This window comes from Pseudomonas flexibilis (assembly GCF_000806415.1).
Taxonomy (GTDB): domain Bacteria; phylum Pseudomonadota; class Gammaproteobacteria; order Pseudomonadales; family Pseudomonadaceae; genus Serpens; species Serpens flexibilis.
Genome location: NZ_JTAK01000009.1, coordinates 41,304 through 58,451, shown reverse-complemented (window position 1 = coordinate 58,451; position 17,148 = coordinate 41,304). Strand labels below are relative to the sequence as shown.

Genomic DNA, 17,148 nt, shown 5'->3' with positions numbered 1-17,148 from the left:
TATGGGCGGTTTCAGCGCGCGGGAAAGAACAGGCGCTTGAGCTCGGCGCCCGGATCCTCGGCGCGCATGAACGCCTCGCCTACCAGGAAACCATACACCCCGTTGGCCTCCATCCGCTCGACGTCGGCGCGGCCAAGAATGCCGCTTTCGGTGATCACCATTCGGTCGGCCGGCACCCGCTCCTTGAGCGCCAAGGTGGTGTCCAGGCTGACCTCGAAGGTGTGCAGGTTGCGGTTGTTGATGCCCAACAACGGGGTATCCAGGCGCAGCGCACGCTCCAGTTCGGCGCCGTCATGCACCTCGACCAGCACATCCAGCCCCTGCGCCTTGGCCACCGCCGCCAGCTCGGCCATCTGGCCGTCCTGCAGGTTGGCGACGATCAGCAGCACGCAGTCGGCGCCCAGCGCGCGGGCTTCGACGATCTGGTACGGATCGATCATGAAGTCCTTGCGGATCACCGGCAGCGAACAGGCGGCGCGCGCCTCCTGCAGGTAGGCGTCGCTGCCCTGGAAGAAATCGATGTCGGTCAGCACCGACAGGCAAGCGGCCCCACCGGCCTCGTAGCTGCGCGCGATCTCCGCTGGCGCGAAGTGCGGACGGATCACGCCCTTGCTCGGCGAGGCCTTTTTCACCTCGGCGATGACCGCCAGCTCGCGGCGCGCGGCACGCTCCTGCAGGGCACGGGCGAAGCCACGCGGCGCATCGGCCTGCTTCGCCAGGCGTTCCAGCTCGTCCAGACTCACCCGGCCACGGCGTTCAGCGACTTCTTCGGCCTTGCGGGCAATAATCCGCTCCAGCACGCTCAGGCTCATTGCGCAGCCTCCTGGCGGAACACGGCGGTGAAGGACACCAGCTCCTGCAGCTTGTCCAGGGCCAGGCCGCTGTACAGCGCATCGTGGGCCATGTGGATGCCATCCTTAAGCGTGCCGGCCACACCGGCGACATACAGCGCCGCACCGGCGTTGAGCACGATCATGTCCGCGGCCTTCTGACCGTTCTCGGTCTTGCGCCGACCCAGCGCGTCGGTGATCAGCGCCAGCGATTCCTGGGCATCGTTGACGGTCAGGCCGATCAGACTCTGGCTCCTGATGCCGAAGTCCTCCGGCAGGATGTCGTACTCGCGGATTTCCCCGTTGCGCAGCTCGGCCACGTGGGTGGGTGCGGCCAGACTGATCTCGTCCATGCCGTCCTTGGAATGCACCACCATCACGTGCTCGCTACCCAGCCGGCGCAGCACCTCGGCCATGTGCCGGCACAGTTCCTTACTGAACACACCCAGCACCTGGCGTTTGACGCCCGCCGGGTTGGACATCGGCCCGAGGATGTTGAACAGCGTGCGCAGACCGAGCTCGCGGCGGGCGTTGCCCGCATGGCGCATGGCGCCGTGGTGCGCCGGGGCGAACATGAAGCCCACGCCCACGGTGTCCACGCAACGCGCCACTTCCTCGGGCTTGAGGTCCAGATACACGCCGGCGGCTTCCAGCAGGTCGGCACTGCCGCTCTTGCCGGACACCGCTCGGTTGCCATGCTTGGCCACCTTGCCGCCGGCCGCCGCCACCACGAAGGACGCCGCGCTGGAGACGTTGAAGATGTTCATGCCGTCGCCGCCGGTGCCGCAGTTGTCGACCAGGTTGGCGCCCGGCACGTTGACCGGGGTGGCCAGCTCGCGCATCACCTGCACGGCACCGACGATCTCGTCGATGCTCTCGCTCTTCATGCGCAGGCCCATCAGGAAGGCGCCGATCTGCGCGTCGGTGCACTGGCCGGTCATGATCTGGCGCATCACGTCCTGCATTTCCTCGGTGCTCAGGTCCAGGTGGTTGACCACCCGGTTGAGGGCATCCCTGATGTTCATTGGCGCACGCCTCCGGACTGTTTCAGAAAGTTGGCAAAGAGCTCGTGGCCCTGTTCGGTGAGGATGGATTCCGGGTGGAACTGCACGCCCTCGATATTCAGGGTCTTGTGGCGCAGGCCCATGATCTCGTCGACGCCGCCGTCGTCGCGTCGCGTCCAGGCGGTGATCTCCAGGCAGTCGGGCAGGCTGTCGCGCTCGACCACCAGCGAGTGGTAGCGGGTCACGGTCAGCGGATTGTTCAGCCCGGCAAACACGCCCTGGTCCGCGTGGAACACCGGGCTGGTCTTGCCATGCATGGCTACCCGCGCGCGCACCACCTTGCCGCCGAACGCCTGGCCGATGCTCTGGTGGCCCAGACATACGCCGAGGATCGGCAGCTTGCCGGCGAAGTGCAGGATGGCCTCGATGGACACACCCGCCTCGGTTGGCGTGCAGGGCCCCGGCGAGACCACGATGCGCTCGGGCTGGAGCGCCTCGATTTGCGCGACGGTCAGCTCGTCGTTGCGGATCACGTGGACATCGGCACCCAGTTCGCCCAGGTACTGCACCACGTTGTAGGTGAAGGAGTCGTAGTTATCGATCATCAACAGCATGGCTCACGCTCCTTCCACGTCGGACGAGGCCAGCGCCACCGCACGGAACATGGCGCGGCGCTTGTTCAGGGTTTCTTCCCACTCCAGCGCGGGCACCGAGTCGGCGACGATGCCGGCGCCGGCCTGCACATGCAGCTCGCCGTCCCTGATCACCGCGGTGCGGATGGCGATGGCGGTGTCCATGTTGCCGTTCCACGCCAGGTAGCCCACCGCACCGCCGTAGATGCCGCGCTTGACCGGCTCCAGTTCGTCGATGATTTCCATGGCGCGCACCTTCGGCGCCCCGGACAGGGTGCCGGCCGGCAGAATGGCGCGCAGCGCATCCATGGCCGACAGCCCGGGTTTCAGCTGACCGGTGACATTGGAAACGATGTGCATCACGTTGGAATAGCGTTCGATCACCATCTTCTCGGTGACCTTCACCGAGCCGGTGTTCGACACCCGGCCCACATCGTTGCGGCCCAGGTCGATCAGCATCAGGTGCTCGGCCAGCTCTTTGGCGTCGGACAGCAGGTCCTGCTCCAGGGCGCGGTCGGCCTCCTCGTTGGCGCCGCGCGGACGGGTGCCGGCGATCGGCCGCACGGTGACCTCGCCGTCCTCGACGCGCACCAGCACTTCCGGCGAGGAGCCCACCACGTGGAAGTCGCCGAAGTTGAAGAAGTACATGTAGGGGGTGGGGTTGAAGCAGCGCAGCGCGCGGTAGAGATCGATGGGGGCGGCCTGGAAGGGAATCGACATGCGCTGGGAGATCACCACCTGCATGCAGTCCCCGGCCAGGATGTATTCCTTGATCTGCCGAACCGCCTGCTCGAAGGCCTCCTGGCTGAAGCTGGAGCGGAACACCGGCTCAGGCCCCTTCGCCCGGTCGAAGTCCAGCCCCGGACGTGGCGTGATCGGCTGGCGCAGCCGCTCGCGCAGGGCCTGCAGACGCTGCATGCCGGCGTCGTAGGCATCCGCCTGCGCCGGATCGACCAGCACGATGCAGTGCAGCTTGCCGGCGAGGTTGTCGAAGACGACCACCGAGTCGGACACCATCAGCAGGATATCCGGGGTGCCCAGCGGATCGGGATTCGGGCATTGCGCGAGCTTGCGCTCCACGTAACGCACGCTGTCGTAGCCGAAGTAGCCCACCAGGCCACCGTCGAAGCGCGGCAGGCCGGGCAGGGTCGGCACGCGATAGCGCGCCTTGAACTGCTCGACGAAGTCCAGAGGATCGTCGACCTCGGCCTCTTCGACCAGCGCGCCGTTGTCGTGCACCTGAACCTGGTGGCCGTGCACGCGCAGCACGGTGCGGCTGTACAGACCGATGATGGAGTAACGCCCCCATTTCTCACCGCCCTGCACGGATTCGAGCAGGTAGGTATGTGGCTGGTCGGCCAGCTTGAGGTAGAGGGAAAGCGGGGTATCGAAATCAGCCAGCGTCTCGAACGCCAGCGGGATGCGGTTATAGCCGTCGGCGGCCAAACGCAGGAATTCTTCGCGGGTCATGTCAGCCTCGTGGTCGGAGGGGCAAAACAAAAGGTCGGGCAAACGGGCCGGCACAGCCGGCAGGAGAAAGTCAGGCGCGCCAGCGCCAACGGGCCAGGGCCTTGATGACTTTCATCCACTGTTTGCGGGTGACCACCACGATCTGATTCTCTTGCGGGAGGTGACACAGTGCGGGCCACACTAGCGCAGCCCCGGAGCGCTGGCAACCAGCAGGCGCAGATCGTCGAGTACCCGGTCGGGCGATTCCTCGGCAATGGGCCGGCCGTGGTTGTAACCGTAGCTCAAGGCCACGCAGCGCACGCCGGCTGCGCGGGCAGCAAGCACGTCGTTGCGCGAATCGCCGATGAACAGGGCGTCGGCGGCTGGCACGCCGGCCTTGTCCATCACCCAGAACAGCGCAGCCGGATCGGGCTTCTGCACGGGCAGTGTGTCGCCGCCCACCGTCCAGCGAAAGTGCCGCGCCAGCCCCTTTTCCTCCAGAAGCGGCGCGACGAACCGGCTCGGCTTGTTGGTGATCACCGCCAGCGGGACGTCATTGGCGCTCAGCCATTCCAGGCATTCCGGCACGCCGGGGTAGACGCGGGTCAGCGTATGGCTGCCGGCGTAGGCCTCGGTGAACAACGCCAACGCCATGCTGGCGTCATTGGCGGACACCTCGGCGTGGTCCAGCCGCCCGGCCAGCGCGCGGCGCACCAGTACCGGCGCGCCGTTGCCCACCCAGTCACGCACCCGCTCGATGCCGGCGGGCGGCCGACCCAGCTGGCGTAGCATGCTGTCCACGGCGGCGGCTAGGTCCGGTACGGAATCCACCAGCGTGCCGTCCAGGTCGAACATCACCAGGCGCGGCAGCCGGCCGCCGAACAGCGCTTCCAGCAGGGTCATCGCACGACCTGCGCCAGTTCCGCGTGCATGGCGTCGATCACCGCCTTGTAGTCGGGCTGGTTGAAGATCGCCGAGCCCGCCACGAAGGTATCGGCGCCGGCCTCGGCGATGGCTCGGATGTTCTGCACGTTCACGCCACCGTCGATCTCCAGGCGGATGTCGCGGCCGCTGGCGTCGATCAGCGCGCGTGCCTCGCGCAGCTTGTCCAGGGTGCCGGGGATGAACTTCTGTCCGCCGAAACCGGGGTTGACGCTCATCAGCAGGATCATGTCGACCTTGTCCATCACGTACTTCAGGCAGTCCAGGGGGGTGGCCGGATTGAACACCAGGCCAGCCTTGGCGCCGCCGCTCTTGATCAGCTGCAGGGAACGGTCGATGTGCTCGCTGGCTTCAGGGTGGAAGGTGATGTAGCTGGCGCCCGCCTCGAGGAAGTCGCCGATCAGGCGGTCCACCGGCTTGACCATCAGGTGCGCGTCGATGGGCGCGGTGATGCCGTACTTGCGCAGCGCACTGCAGACCATCGGGCCGATGGTCAGGTTGGGCACGTAGTGGTTGTCCATCACGTCGAAGTGCACGATGTCGGCGCCGGCGGCGAGCACCTTGTCCACCTCTTCGCCGAGGCGGGCGAAGTCGGCGGAGAGAATCGACGGAGCGATGGCGAAGGGTTGCATGGGACGGACCTCGGCAGGGCAATTCCGGAAAAGCGCGCATTGTACTCCCGCTGGCGGGCTTGCGCTGTCCGCCGACACCTTGCCTGACAAGCCGGCAATTGCCCTTTAGACTGCGTGCGTCTCCCCATCGCCGGTTCGTTGCCATGCTGCGCCACCCTGCCGCCCTGCTTTCTCCTCTGACCCTGGCTGTGCTGTTGCACGGCCTGCCAGCCCTGGCCGAGGACAACGCAGCCACCGCCCCTGAAGCCGCGCCTCTCAGCGTTGAGCCCGCGCCACGCAGCGTGCCGCCGCGCCCCATGCTGGACAGCCGCAGCGAGGCGCAGCAGCAGGCCTTGCAGCGCCAGTTGCCGGCGCGCCAGCAACTTACCCTCGACGGTGGCGCCGATCCGTTCCTGTCCCTGTGGCTGCCGGCCAACCAAGCGCAGCCCGCCGGGCTTGTGATCCTCCTGCCGGGCGAGGGCGAAACCGCAGACTGGCCCACCGCAATTGGTCCGCTGCGCCGCCAGTTGCCGGACCTCGGCTGGAGCACCCTGAGCCTGACCCTGCCGGACGGCCCGAACGCCGGTGTGAAAGCACGCAAGGGCAAGCCGGTGACCGTGATGCTGGAAGGTGTGGAAAAAGTGGAAGCACCCGAAGCGCTGGAAACGGAGGGCGAGCCGGCAGCCGAAACGGCCCGCGCCGAGCAGGAGGCAAGCACCCCGACCGTTGCCGCCGAATTCACTCCCGACACAGCCAGCGCCAGCGCGGCGCTGGACGACCTGGCCCCGGCGGAACCGGACCACGCCCAACGTGTGCAGGCACGCCTGCGCGCCGCACTGGAGTTTGCGCGCCAGCAGCAGCCGCGCACGCTGGTCCTGCTCGGCCACGGCACCGGCGCCTACTGGGCCGCGCGCTTCCTTCAGGAGCAGCAGCCGGGCGAGGTGGCGCAACTGGTGATTGTCTCCCCCCGCGAACCCGGGGACGCCAAGACAGGACTCGACGAGCTGCTGCCGCAGCTGCGCCTGGCGACCGCCGATTTCTACTACCGTGACCAGGCGCACCAGTCGACTGCCGCCCGTGAACGCCTGAACGCCGGCAAGCGCCAGCAGCATCCGGCCTATATGCAGGTCGGCTTGCAGAGCCTGCCGAGCGACGCTCGCGCCGAGCAGGAGCAGTTGGTACGCCGCGTGCGCGGCTGGCTGGAGCTGGACGCACGCTCGGCGCAGCGCTGAACCAGGGCAGACCGCTTAGAACCCGTGGCGCTCGCGCACCAGCGTGTAGGCGCTGTGCAGTTCGCGGGTCTTTTCGGTGGCCTGGCGCACCGCGTCGGAGCTGGCGCCGGCGCCGGCCAGCTTGTCCGGGTGGTACTGACTGAGCAGGCGACGGTAGGCGCGCTTGATCTCCCCGGACTCGGAGGTTTCCCGCACACCGAGCAGCTGCAGGGCTTCCTCGTAGGGGTTACGCGCGCGCGGCGCCACCGCCGATTCACGCGCCTTGCCGGGATTGTGCTGGCTGGCGGTCGGCTGCAGATCCAGCACCTCGCCCGGTGTGCAGCCGGCCCAGCGGCCCCAGAGCAGAATCAGATTGCGCTTGCGCTCGCTGATCTGCGGCTCGGCAGCCGCCAGCCGCCAGCAGCTGGAAAGCACACTGCGGACCTTTTCGGGCCGCTTGCGCAGCCGACGCAACGGCAACAACAGGCCGTCGTCGCCGGTCTTACCACGATTGAACGCTTCGATGGCGCGGCGCTGCTGCTCGGTGTCCAGGCTCAGGCGGCGCATTTCCGCACGGGTCTGGGCGATGTGCGCCTCCTGGACCCGCCCGTCGCTCTTCGCCAGGCGCCCAAGCAGGATGAACAGCAGATCATTGTCATCCAGCTCGCCACCGCTCCAGCCCAGGCGCTGGATAAGGCCCTTCCAGGAGCGGATCTGCAGACGGCGATCCAGGCTATGGCCGAGCACGCCACCCAACAGCGCGCCGGGAATGCTCGCCAGCGCCAATCCGGCGGCTGCGCCCAACAGGGTGACAGGCCAACGCATGTTCAAGACTCTCCCGCCAGCAGGCGCTCCGCCTGCGCCAGACGCTCATGGGTGCCGACGTCGATCCAGCGCCCGGTGAAATGTTCCGCACTGGCCGCTCCTTCAGCCTGCGCGCGGCGCAGCAGCGGAGCCAGTTTGAAAGCTCCTTCCGGACTGCCCGCGAACAGCCGGGGATGCAGCACCGCGATACCACTGTAGGTCAGTCGCGCCACATCCTCCCGGTCCGCCACCAGCCGACCCGCGCGCCAGGCGAAATCCCCATCGGCATGATGCTCAGGGTTATCGACCAGAACCAGATGGACTGAAGCGACCTCAATGTCGCGCAGCCGGGCGAAATCGTAGTCGGTGAAGATGTCGCCGTTGACCACCACGAAAGGCTGGTCGCCGAGCAGCGGCAAGGCCTTGCGGATGCCGCCGCCGGTTTCCAGCGGCTCGCCTTCGGCGGAGTAGGCGATACGCACGCCAAAGCGCGCGCCATCACCCAGATACTCTTCGATCTGTGCGCCAAGCCAGGCATGGTTGATCACCAGCTCGCGGAAACCGGCGTGGGCCAGCGCCTCGATGTGGTACTCGATCAGCGGCTTGCCACCGACGCGCACCAGCGGCTTGGGGGTATGCAGGGTCAGCGGGCGCAGGCGTTCGCCCTTGCCGGCGGCCAGGATCATCGCCTTCATGCAGAACACCCAGCCGGTCGCCCCGACAGCTCTTCCAGCAGCTCGCGCAGTTCCGCAAGCTCCGGGCGCCGCGCCGTCACGGCATCGATATAGGCGAAGAAGCGCGGCACGTCGCCCAGGTACCTGGGCTTGCCATCGCGATGGCAGATGCGCGCGAAGATGCCGATCACCTTGAGGTGACGCTGCACGCCCATCAGGTCGCAGTCGCGCAGGAAATCCGCAAACCGTTCCGGCACCGCGATGCCGGTTTCGCGCGCCCGCAGCCAGTAGCGCTCCAGCCAGGCATCCACGCGGTCCAGCGGCCAACTGAGGAAGGCGTCCTTGAACAGGCAGGTGATGTCGTAGCTGACTGGGCCGTAGACGGCGTCCTGGAAGTCCAGCACGCCGGGATTCGGCTCGCTGAGCATCAGGTTGCGCGGCATGTAATCGCGGTGCACCAGCACGCGCGGTTGCGCCAGGGCACTGTCGATCAGCACGCGGCAGCTGCGCTCCCAGGCCGCCTGCTGTGCAACACTCAGGCTCACCTGCAGCTCGCAGGCCAGGTACCAGTCGGGGAACAGCTGCAGCTCGCGGCGCAGCAGGGCTTCGTCATAGGCGGGCAGACCGGCATCCTGCGGCAGCCGCTGGAAGGCCAGCAGCGCGCGGACAGCGTCGTCGAACAGGCGATCCGCGTTCTGCGTGTCGATCACCTCCAGGTAAGTCTGGCGGCCCAGGTCATCGAGCACCAGGAAGCCCTCTTCGAGATCGCTGGCCAGCACGCGCGGCACATGCACACCGGCAGTGGCCAACAGGCCGGCTATCTTCACGAAGGGGCGGCAATCTTCCTGCGGCGGCGGCGCATCCATGAGGATCAAGGTGCGCTCACCACCCTGCCAGCGGAAATAGCGGCGGAAACTGGCGTCGCTACTGGCCGGGGTCAGCTCACCCGGAATCACGTCTCCCCAGCCCTGCGACGCGAACAGTGCAGGCAAAAGCCGGTCGAACCAGGCACTCAGCCGCTGGAGGCGGACATCGTGATCAATCATTCGGGAGTCTCCGACGGCGCTGGCCGTTGTGCAGGTCATGTTTTATCATCCAACGCCTTTTATCAGCCCATCGAGAAGCATGCGACAGCTCTTCGCAGGCCCATCGCGCAAAGCAGTCGGACCCGAAAGATGGCCGTAAGAATCTTCGCATTTCGCAGGAAATTTCCCTTGCTGGCCGGCGGTCTGCTGGCGCTGCAACCACTGACGAACAGCTTCGGGGCGGAGGAACAATTCGATTGCCGAAGCGCCGAAGATGGCACCTGGGTCTGTGCCGCCGAGCCTGCTCCGGCCGACCTTCCGCCGCGGCCGGAGCATAGCAGTTCCGATGGCGCGTCGGCAGCTGCGCCAGCGCCGCAACGCGCGCCCTCCTCACGCCCGTCGTTCAACCCGCACCAGCATCTGGACTGGGTGCCACGTGACCAGCTGACGGCCGAACAGCAGGCCGAAATCGGCCCCTGGTGCCGGGGCGGCTATGTGGAGCCGGCGCGCCCGGGCATGGATGACCGCACCCCCGCCGACGAAGCCCCGACCTACGCCTCGGCGGACAGCTCCAGCTACGATCAGCGCAACGAACGCACCGTCCTGCAGGGCGATGTGGTGCTGCGCCAGGCCGGCCTGCAGGCCGAGGCACAGACCGCCACCCTCGACCAACAGACCGGCCAGGGCGAACTGGAGGGCCAGGTGCGCCTGCGCGACCGGGGCATGCTGGTGCTGGGCGATCGGGCCGAGCTGCAGCTCGACTCAGGCCAGGCCCGGGTGGACAACGCCGAGTACGTCATGCATCCCGCCCACACACGGGGCACCGCGCTCTATGCCACCCGCGACGAAAACGCGGTAATCCGCCTGAAGGACGGCACCTACACCAGCTGCGAACCGGGCGAGAACACCTGGGAGCTCAGGGGCAACAACGTCACCCTCAACCCGGCCACCGGCTTCGGCACCGCCACGAACGTCACGTTGCGGGTCAAGGACATCCCGGTCTTCTACACGCCCTACATCTATTTCCCGATTGATGACCGGCGCCAGTCCGGCTTCCTGCCGCCGAGCCTCAGCAGCACGGACGATAGCGGCATCGCGCTGCAGACGCCCTACTACTTCAACCTGGCGCCGAACTACGACGCCACCCTGTATCCGCGCTACATGACCGAGCGCGGCCTGCAGATGGAAGGCGAGTTCCGCTACCTGACCCGCGACAGTCGCGGCCAGATGGGCGCCGCCTGGCTGGATGACGAAAACGACGACCGCCGCCTGCAGTCGGAGTACGAAGCCACCCGCTGGCTGTACAGCTGGCAACACACCAGCGACTTCACACCGCGCCTGCGTGGAGAGGTGGATTACACCACCATCAGCGATCCCTACTATTTTCAGGATCTGGATACCAATCTGGGAATCAGCACGCCGGACTACCTTAACCAGCGCGCCGGATTGAACTGGCGAGGTGACAGCTACACCGCAGCTCTGAACGTCCACGCCTTTGAGCGCACCTCGGTAGAGGACGTCACCCCATACGATCGTCTTCCGCAACTCACCCTGAACGGCCGTCTGCCGTTCAACCCGGGCGGATTGGCGCTCAACTATGAAACGGAATATGTGCAGTTCCAGCGCAGCCTGCGCAGCGGGAATTTCACGGCGGAAGACGGCAGCACATCGCCCTGGTACGACAATAACCTGACTGGACTGAAGCGCGCCGAAGGCTCCCGAATCCATCTTGAGCCAAGCCTCAGTCTGCCGCTGGAGTGGACCTGGGGCTTCCTCAAACCAACCGTCAAATACGCCCATACACAGTACGACCTGGACCTCGATCAGCGCGGCTTCGACACACTGCCCGCCGGAACGGCTTTCAACGACTCCCCAGACCGCGGCCTGCCTATCGCCAGCCTGGACGCCGGTCTGTTCTTCGACCGCGACACCCGTCTGTTCGGCCAGGATTTTCGCCAGACGCTCGAACCGCGCCTGTTCTACCTCTACGCCCCCTACGAGGAGCAGGATGAGATTCCGATCTTCGATACGGGCGAGACAACGTTCAGCTACTCCTCGCTGTGGCGCGACAACCGCTTTGCCGGCAAGGACCGCATCGGCGACGCCAACCAGTTGTCCCTTGGCCTGACCAACCGCTGGATCCAGCCCAACGGTTTCGAGCGCCAGCGCTTCTCCATAGGGCAGATTCTGTACTTCCAGGATCGCGAAGTGCAGATGCCGGATATCGACTACCGCACCCGCGACGACGCACAGGCGTCGGTATCGCCCTACGCCCTTGAGTACCAGTACCGCTTCAATCAGGACTGGCGACTGACGGCCAACTTCAACTGGGATCCGGACGTGCACCGCACGCGCTCGGGCAGCGCATTCTTCCATTACCAGCCCGCCGATAACCCCAACAAGATCTTTAACCTGGGTTATCGCTACAGCAACGAGACCACGCGTCTCGATCCCCTGACCGGGCGCTATGTGACCGACCCGGACTACGGCACCCCAGGACAGGACAATTACATCAAGGACTACTACAAGGTCAGCCAGCATGATTTCTCGGTGGTCTGGCCGATCGTCCCGCAATGGAGCCTGCTGGCCCGCTGGCAGTACGACTACGGGCGCGAACGCACGCTGGATGCCATCAGCGGCTTCGAATACGACAGCTGCTGCTGGAAACTGCGCATGGTCTACCGCCAGTGGATCGACCGCGACGAAACCAGCCTCAATCCGGCGCTGAACGAGGAAACCGATCACGGTTTCTTCGTGCAGATCATTCTCAAGGGGCTCGGCGGCGTGACCGGCAACAGGTTAGAGTCCTTCCTCGATCAAGGCATTCAAGGTTACCGAAGACGTGAAGAACAAGCTCGCTGACTGTCTGCGCCCGCTGCTGCTGGGTGCCCTGCTGTTCACCGCCGCCGCCGGCGCCGAGGTACGTCCGCTGGATCGTGTGGCCGCCATCGTGGACGGTGATGTCATCATGCAGAGTCAGCTTGAGGCCCGCCTGCGCGAAGTGCAGCAGACCATCGGCCGGCGCGGCGCGGCCCTGCCGCCCGAGCATGTGCTCACCCAGCAGGTGTTGGAACGCCTGATCATCGAGAACATCCAGCTGCAGATCGGCGAGCGCTCCGGCATTCGCATCGGCGATGCCGAGCTCAACGAGGCCATGGCCAGCATCGCCCAGCGCAACGGCCTGAGCCTGGACCAGTTCCGTGCTGCACTGGCGCGCGACGGGTTGTCCTATGAGGACGCTCGCGAGCAGGTGCGCCGCGAGATGATCATCAGCCGCGTACGCCAGCGCCGCGTCGCCGAGCGTATTCAGGTCAGCGACCAGGAAGTGAAGAACTTCCTCGCCTCCGATCTGGGCAAGCTGCAACTGTCCGAAGACCTGCGCCTGGCCAGTATCCTGATCCCGCTGCCTGAAGGCGCCTCCAGCAGCGCCATCCAGAACGCCGAGCGCCAGGCGCGCGAGATCCATGCCCAACTGCGCCGTGGCGCCGACTTTGCCCAGCTGGCCATTGCCCGCTCGGCCGACGAGAACGCCTTGGAAGGCGGCGAGATGGGTTGGCGCAAAGCTGCCCAGCTGCCCCCGCCGCTGGACGCCATGGTCTCCTCCCTGAAAGTCGGCGAAGTGACCCAGCCACTGCGTACGCCGGGCGGCTTCATTCTCATCAAGCTGCTGGAGCGCCGCGGCGGCGAAGGCGAGCAGATGCTGCGCCAGGAAACCCGTGTGCGCCACATCCTGATCAAGCCCAGCGAAATCCGCAGCCTGGAAGACAGCCAGCGCCTGGCGGAGCGTCTCTACCAGCGCATCCAGAATGGCGAGGATTTCGCCACCCTGGCACGCCAGTTCTCCGAAGACCCGGGCTCGGCCCTCAATGGCGGGGACCTCAACTGGGTCGACCCGAATGCGCTGGTGCCGGAATTCCGCAGCGTCATGGGCAACACCCCGGTGGGCCGTCTGTCGCGACCGTTCCGCAGCCCGTTCGGCTGGCACATCCTCGAAGTGCTGGACCGCCGCTCGGTGGACAGCAGCGACCAGTTCCGCGAGCAGCAGGCGCTCAACGCCTTGCGTGGCCGCAAGTATGACGAGGAACTGCAGACCTGGTTGCGGCAGATCCGCGACGAGGCGTATGTCGAGATCAAGATCTAGCTGCCAGGCCGTTTCACCTCTCCCCCGGCCCCTCTCCCCCGATCAGGGAGAGGGGATTCTGCAACAGCCTGGCTCCGTCGGTCAGCGCCCTCCACTGAGCCCTGACGTCAATCCAAGCCGGCCGGCATCCGCTGGCCTTACGGGTATCCATCATGTCCTGCCGCCTCTTTGCCCTCACCCCCGGCGAGCCCGCCGGCATCGGTCCCGACCTCTGCCTGCTGCTGTCCCGCGAGGCGCAGCCCCATGCCCTCGTGTCCATCGCCAGTCGTGAGCTGCTGCGCCAGCGGGCCGGCGAGCTGGGCCTGGAGATCACCCTGCTCGACGTCGGCCCGGGGCGCTGGCCGCAGGAACCGGCCCCGGCCGGCAGCCTGTATGTCTGGCACACGCCGTTGCAATCCCCGGCGCAGCCCGGCCGCCTCGACCCGGCCAACGCCGGCTATGTGCTGGAAACCCTGCGCCGCGCCGGTGAAGGCTGCGTGGCCGGGACCTTCGCCGGCATGATCACCGCGCCGGTGCACAAGGGCGTGATCAACGAAGGCGGCGTACCCTTCTCCGGGCACACCGAGTTTCTCGCCGAGCTGACCCACACCGAACAGGTGGTGATGATGCTCGCCACCGAAGGTCTGCGCGTCGCCCTGGTGACCACCCACCTGCCGCTCAAGGACGTGGCGGCGGCCATCACCCCCGAGCGCCTGACGCGCGTCACGCGCATCCTGCATGCGGACCTGCGCGACAAGTTCGGCATCGCCCGGCCACGCATCCTGGTCTGCGGCCTCAATCCGCACGCGGGCGAGGGCGGGCACCTGGGCCGCGAGGAGATCGAGGTCATCGAGCCGACCCTGGAGCAGCTGCGCCAGGAAGGCATGGATCTCGTGGGTCCGCTGCCGGCCGACACCCTGTTCACGCCCAAGCATCTGGAGCACTGCGACGCGGTGCTGGCCATGTATCACGACCAGGGCCTGCCGGTGCTCAAGTACAAGGGCTTCGGCGCAGCGGTGAATGTCACTCTGGGATTACCGATCATTCGCACCTCGGTGGATCACGGTACCGCCCTGGACCTGGCCGGCAGCGGACGCATCGATACCGGCAGCCTGCGCGTGGCATTGCACACCGCCTACCTGATGGCGGACAGCCGGCCATGCTGAAAACGCAGCGGCGCTCTGGCGCCGCTTTTCCGTCAGCCGATCTCACCTGTTAAACTGCGCCCCTTTCGCTTTGCGCAGTCAGCTTCCGGAACCCTGTCATGTCCGACTACCAACACCGCGCCCGCAAGCGCTTCGGCCAGAACTTCCTGCATGACATGGGAGTGATCGACCGCATCCTGCGCGCCATCCGCCCGCGTGCCGGCGAGCGGCTCGTGGAAATCGGCCCCGGCCAGGGCGCGTTGACCGAGGGCCTGTTGGACAGCGGCGCCAACCTGGAAGTGGTGGAGCTCGACCTGGACCTGATCCCGATCCTCAACAGCCGCTTCGCTGGCCGGCCGAATTTCCACATCAACCAGGGCGATGCGTTGAAGTTCGACTTCGCCACCCTCGCCGATGGCCCGCACAGCCTGCGTGTGGTCGGCAACCTGCCGTACAACATCTCCACTCCGCTGATCTTCCACTTGCTGGATCACGCCCATCTGATCCGCGACATGCATTTCATGCTGCAGAAGGAAGTGGTCGAGCGCCTGGCTGCCGAGCCGGGTGGCGGTGACTGGGGCCGCCTGTCGATCATGGTGCAGTACCACTGCCGCGTGGAGCATCTGTTCAATGTCGGCCCGGGCGCGTTCAATCCGGCGCCCAAGGTGGATTCGGCCATCGTTCGCCTGGTGCCCCACGAAACCCCGCCGCACCCGGCGCAGGATCCGCGCCAGCTCGACCGCGTGGTGCGCGCGGCCTTCAACATGCGCCGCAAGACCCTGCGCAATACCCTCAAGGGGTTGCTCAGCGCCGAGGACATCGAGGCGGCTGGCGTGGAGGGTTCTCTGCGCCCGGAACAACTGGATCTGGCCGCCTTCGTGCGCCTGGCCGACCGCCTGGCCCTGCAGGCGCCCCGCGACGAAACTTCCTAGTCCCGACCACAGGCAGATATCCCACGCGCATGACCGAAAGCCCTCGCATCGACATCCAGGTCGTCACCCGCTACCTCTCCGATCGCTCGCAACCGGAGTCGCAGCGCTATGCCTTCGCCTACACCATCACGCTGCACAACAGCGGTCAGATCGGCGCCCAGTTGCTGGGCCGCCACTGGATCATCACCGACGGCGACGGGCAGGTTCAGGAAGTGCGCGGCGAGGGTGTGGTCGGCCAGCAACCGCATCTGCAACCCGGCGAGAGCTACACCTATACCAGTGGCACCCTGCTGCACACCGAGGTGGGCAGCATGTATGGCAGCTATCAGATGCTCGCCGACGACGGCTCCCGTTTCGAAGCGCCGATCCCGCCCTTCCGTCTCGCTGTTCCCGGAGCGTTGCACTGATGGCCCTGTACGCCGTGGGCGACATCCAGGGCTGCCTGGAGCCCCTCAAGTGCCTGCTCGAACGGGTGGATTTCCAGCCCGCAAGGGATCACCTGTGGCTGGTTGGCGACCTGGTCAACCGCGGCCCGGACTCGCTGGGCACCCTGCGCTTTCTCTACGCCATGCGCGATTCGATCACTACGGTGCTGGGCAATCATGATCTGCACCTGCTGGCTGCCGCCTACAACATCGAGCGTCTGAAGAAGCACGACTCGCTGCGCGAAATCCTCGAGGCGCCCGATCGCGATGACCTGCTCGACTGGCTGCGCCGGCAGAAGCTGCTGCACTACGACGCCGAGCGCGACATAGCGCTGGTGCATGCCGGCATTCCCCCGCAGTGGACGCTGAAGAAGGCCCTGCTGCGCGCCGCCGAAGTGGAAGAAGTCCTGCGGGACGACAACCGCATCCGGGAATTCCTCGACGGCATGTACGGCAACGAGCCCGCTAGGTGGAGCAAGAATCTGCACGGCATCGAGCGCCTGCGGGTCATCACCAACTACTTCACGCGCATGCGCTTCTGCACCGCAGACGGCACGCTGGACCTGAAGAGCAAGGAAGGCCTGTCCAGCGCACCGGCGGGCTTCGCCCCCTGGTTCAGCCACCCCAAGCGCAAGGCCCGCGGGCAGAAGCTGATCTTCGGCCACTGGGCGGCACTCGAGGGGCGCTGCGATGAGCCCGGCCTGTATGCGCTGGATACCGGCTGCGTATGGGGCGGCGCCATGACCCTGCTCAACGTCGACAGCGGCGAACTGCACCACTGCGATTGCCAGAAGCCGAAGCGGGAAAGCCACGACGAGCCTTCTGCCTCGCCACCCCAGCCGGAACAGGGCGAGGGCACCTCCCTGCTCGCGACCGGCCTCAACCACCTGTCCCGCCTCTTCAGGAGCCGTCCATGACCGACACCTTCCAGCGCATCGCCCCCGAGCAGGCCCGTGAACTGCTGGAGCAGGGCGCGCAACTGGTCGACATCCGCGATGCACAGAGTTTCGCCAACGGGCACATCCCTGGCGCCCGCCACCTGGACAACCACTCGCTGCACGACTTCATCGCCCAGGCAGACTTCGACCAGCCGCTGATCGTCAACTGTTACCACGGTATCTCCAGCCAGAGCGCCGCGAACTACCTGGCCCACCAAGGCTTCAGCCAGGTGTACAGCCTGGACGGTGGCTTCGAGCACTGGCGCAGCCTCTATCCGCAGGCGGTGAGCCGCGGCAACGACTGAGCCCTGCCCCCTTCCGGCCGCCCTCCCGGGCGGCCACCCGCCGACCGCTTCGGACGGCCCGCCATTGACCGCCACGATTACGAACTATCCTTGCTCCCAGA

17 protein-coding genes are annotated in these 17,148 nt (G+C 66.4%); 8 read left to right on the top strand and 9 right to left on the bottom strand.

Going from position 1 to position 17,148, the window contains the following annotated elements:
* Positions 1-11: 11 nt before the first annotated feature.
* The 6 genes from trpC to rpe all read right to left on the bottom strand — a co-directional run bounded on the left by trpC (position 12) and on the right by rpe (position 5,489).
* Complete coding sequence (gene trpC, locus PT85_RS16765) at positions 12-812, bottom strand: indole-3-glycerol phosphate synthase TrpC (RefSeq protein ID WP_039607292.1); 801 nt, start codon at positions 810-812, stop codon at positions 12-14.
* Positions 809-1,855, bottom strand: coding sequence for an anthranilate phosphoribosyltransferase (gene trpD, locus PT85_RS16760; RefSeq protein WP_027590646.1), 1,047 nt, complete (start codon positions 1,853-1,855; stop codon positions 809-811). The genes trpC and trpD overlap by 4 nt, the downstream gene beginning before the upstream one ends.
* Positions 1,852-2,448 (bottom strand): aminodeoxychorismate/anthranilate synthase component II, encoded by a 597-nt coding sequence (locus tag PT85_RS16755; RefSeq protein WP_039607291.1) that lies wholly within the window; start codon positions 2,446-2,448, stop codon positions 1,852-1,854. Before PT85_RS16755 ends, trpD begins: the two co-directional genes overlap by 4 nt.
* Before the next feature lie 3 nt (positions 2,449-2,451).
* Entirely contained in the window at positions 2,452-3,936 is a 1,485-nt protein-coding gene (gene trpE, locus PT85_RS16750) for an anthranilate synthase component I (RefSeq protein WP_039607290.1), read from the bottom strand.
* A 180-nt stretch (positions 3,937-4,116) separates the two neighbouring features.
* Positions 4,117-4,818, bottom strand: coding sequence for a phosphoglycolate phosphatase (locus PT85_RS16745; RefSeq protein WP_039607289.1), 702 nt, complete (start codon positions 4,816-4,818; stop codon positions 4,117-4,119).
* Positions 4,815-5,489, bottom strand: coding sequence for a ribulose-phosphate 3-epimerase (gene rpe, locus PT85_RS16740; RefSeq protein WP_039607288.1), 675 nt, complete (start codon positions 5,487-5,489; stop codon positions 4,815-4,817). The genes PT85_RS16745 and rpe overlap by 4 nt, the downstream gene beginning before the upstream one ends.
* A 143-nt stretch (positions 5,490-5,632) precedes the next feature.
* Here rpe and PT85_RS16735 point away from each other — a divergent pair, with 143 nt between their 5' ends.
* Positions 5,633-6,700 (top strand): DUF3530 family protein, encoded by a 1,068-nt coding sequence (locus PT85_RS16735; protein WP_027590641.1) that lies wholly within the window; start codon positions 5,633-5,635, stop codon positions 6,698-6,700.
* A 15-nt stretch (positions 6,701-6,715) separates the two neighbouring features.
* Here PT85_RS16735 and PT85_RS16730 read toward each other — a convergent pair whose 3' ends face one another.
* From PT85_RS16730 to PT85_RS16720, 3 genes are read right to left on the bottom strand one after another with little or no spacing between them, the layout of a single operon-like run.
* The gene (locus PT85_RS16730; RefSeq protein WP_027590640.1) at positions 6,716-7,504 is read right to left on the bottom strand and encodes a DnaJ domain-containing protein; all 789 of its coding nucleotides are present in this window, start codon (positions 7,502-7,504) and stop codon (positions 6,716-6,718) included.
* A gap of 2 nt (positions 7,505-7,506) precedes the next feature.
* On the bottom strand, positions 7,507-8,178 hold the full coding sequence (gene murU, locus PT85_RS16725) for an N-acetylmuramate alpha-1-phosphate uridylyltransferase MurU (RefSeq protein WP_039562628.1): 672 nt from the start codon (positions 8,176-8,178) through the stop codon (positions 7,507-7,509).
* The gene (locus tag PT85_RS16720) at positions 8,175-9,203 is read right to left on the bottom strand and encodes an aminoglycoside phosphotransferase family protein (RefSeq protein WP_039607287.1); all 1,029 of its coding nucleotides are present in this window, start codon (positions 9,201-9,203) and stop codon (positions 8,175-8,177) included. The genes murU and PT85_RS16720 overlap by 4 nt, the downstream gene beginning before the upstream one ends.
* 129 nt (positions 9,204-9,332) lie before the next feature.
* Between PT85_RS16720 and PT85_RS16715 the strand changes: the two genes are divergently transcribed.
* From PT85_RS16715 to glpE, 7 genes are all read left to right on the top strand, one after another.
* Complete coding sequence (locus tag PT85_RS16715) at positions 9,333-12,044, top strand: LPS-assembly protein LptD (protein ID WP_039607286.1); 2,712 nt, start codon at positions 9,333-9,335, stop codon at positions 12,042-12,044.
* A complete protein-coding gene (locus PT85_RS16710; protein ID WP_027590636.1) occupies positions 12,025-13,323 on the top strand; it encodes a peptidylprolyl isomerase in 1,299 nt (432 codons plus the stop codon). The genes PT85_RS16715 and PT85_RS16710 overlap by 20 nt, the downstream gene beginning before the upstream one ends.
* A 152-nt stretch (positions 13,324-13,475) precedes the next feature.
* Entirely contained in the window at positions 13,476-14,468 is a 993-nt protein-coding gene (gene pdxA / locus PT85_RS16705) for a 4-hydroxythreonine-4-phosphate dehydrogenase PdxA (RefSeq protein WP_039562622.1), read from the top strand.
* Positions 14,469-14,566: 98 nt separating this feature from the next.
* The gene (gene rsmA, locus PT85_RS16700; RefSeq protein WP_039607285.1) at positions 14,567-15,379 is read left to right on the top strand and encodes a 16S rRNA (adenine(1518)-N(6)/adenine(1519)-N(6))-dimethyltransferase RsmA; all 813 of its coding nucleotides are present in this window, start codon (positions 14,567-14,569) and stop codon (positions 15,377-15,379) included.
* A 29-nt stretch (positions 15,380-15,408) separates the two neighbouring features.
* Positions 15,409-15,786 (top strand): Co2+/Mg2+ efflux protein ApaG, encoded by a 378-nt coding sequence (gene apaG / locus PT85_RS16695; protein ID WP_039562620.1) that lies wholly within the window; start codon positions 15,409-15,411, stop codon positions 15,784-15,786.
* Positions 15,786-16,721 (top strand): symmetrical bis(5'-nucleosyl)-tetraphosphatase, encoded by a 936-nt coding sequence (locus PT85_RS16690; protein WP_082013096.1) that lies wholly within the window; start codon positions 15,786-15,788, stop codon positions 16,719-16,721. Before apaG ends, PT85_RS16690 begins: the two co-directional genes overlap by 1 nt.
* On the top strand, positions 16,718-17,047 hold the full coding sequence (gene glpE, locus PT85_RS16685) for a thiosulfate sulfurtransferase GlpE (protein WP_039562619.1): 330 nt from the start codon (positions 16,718-16,720) through the stop codon (positions 17,045-17,047). The genes PT85_RS16690 and glpE overlap by 4 nt, the downstream gene beginning before the upstream one ends.
* Positions 17,048-17,148 lie beyond the last annotated feature (101 nt).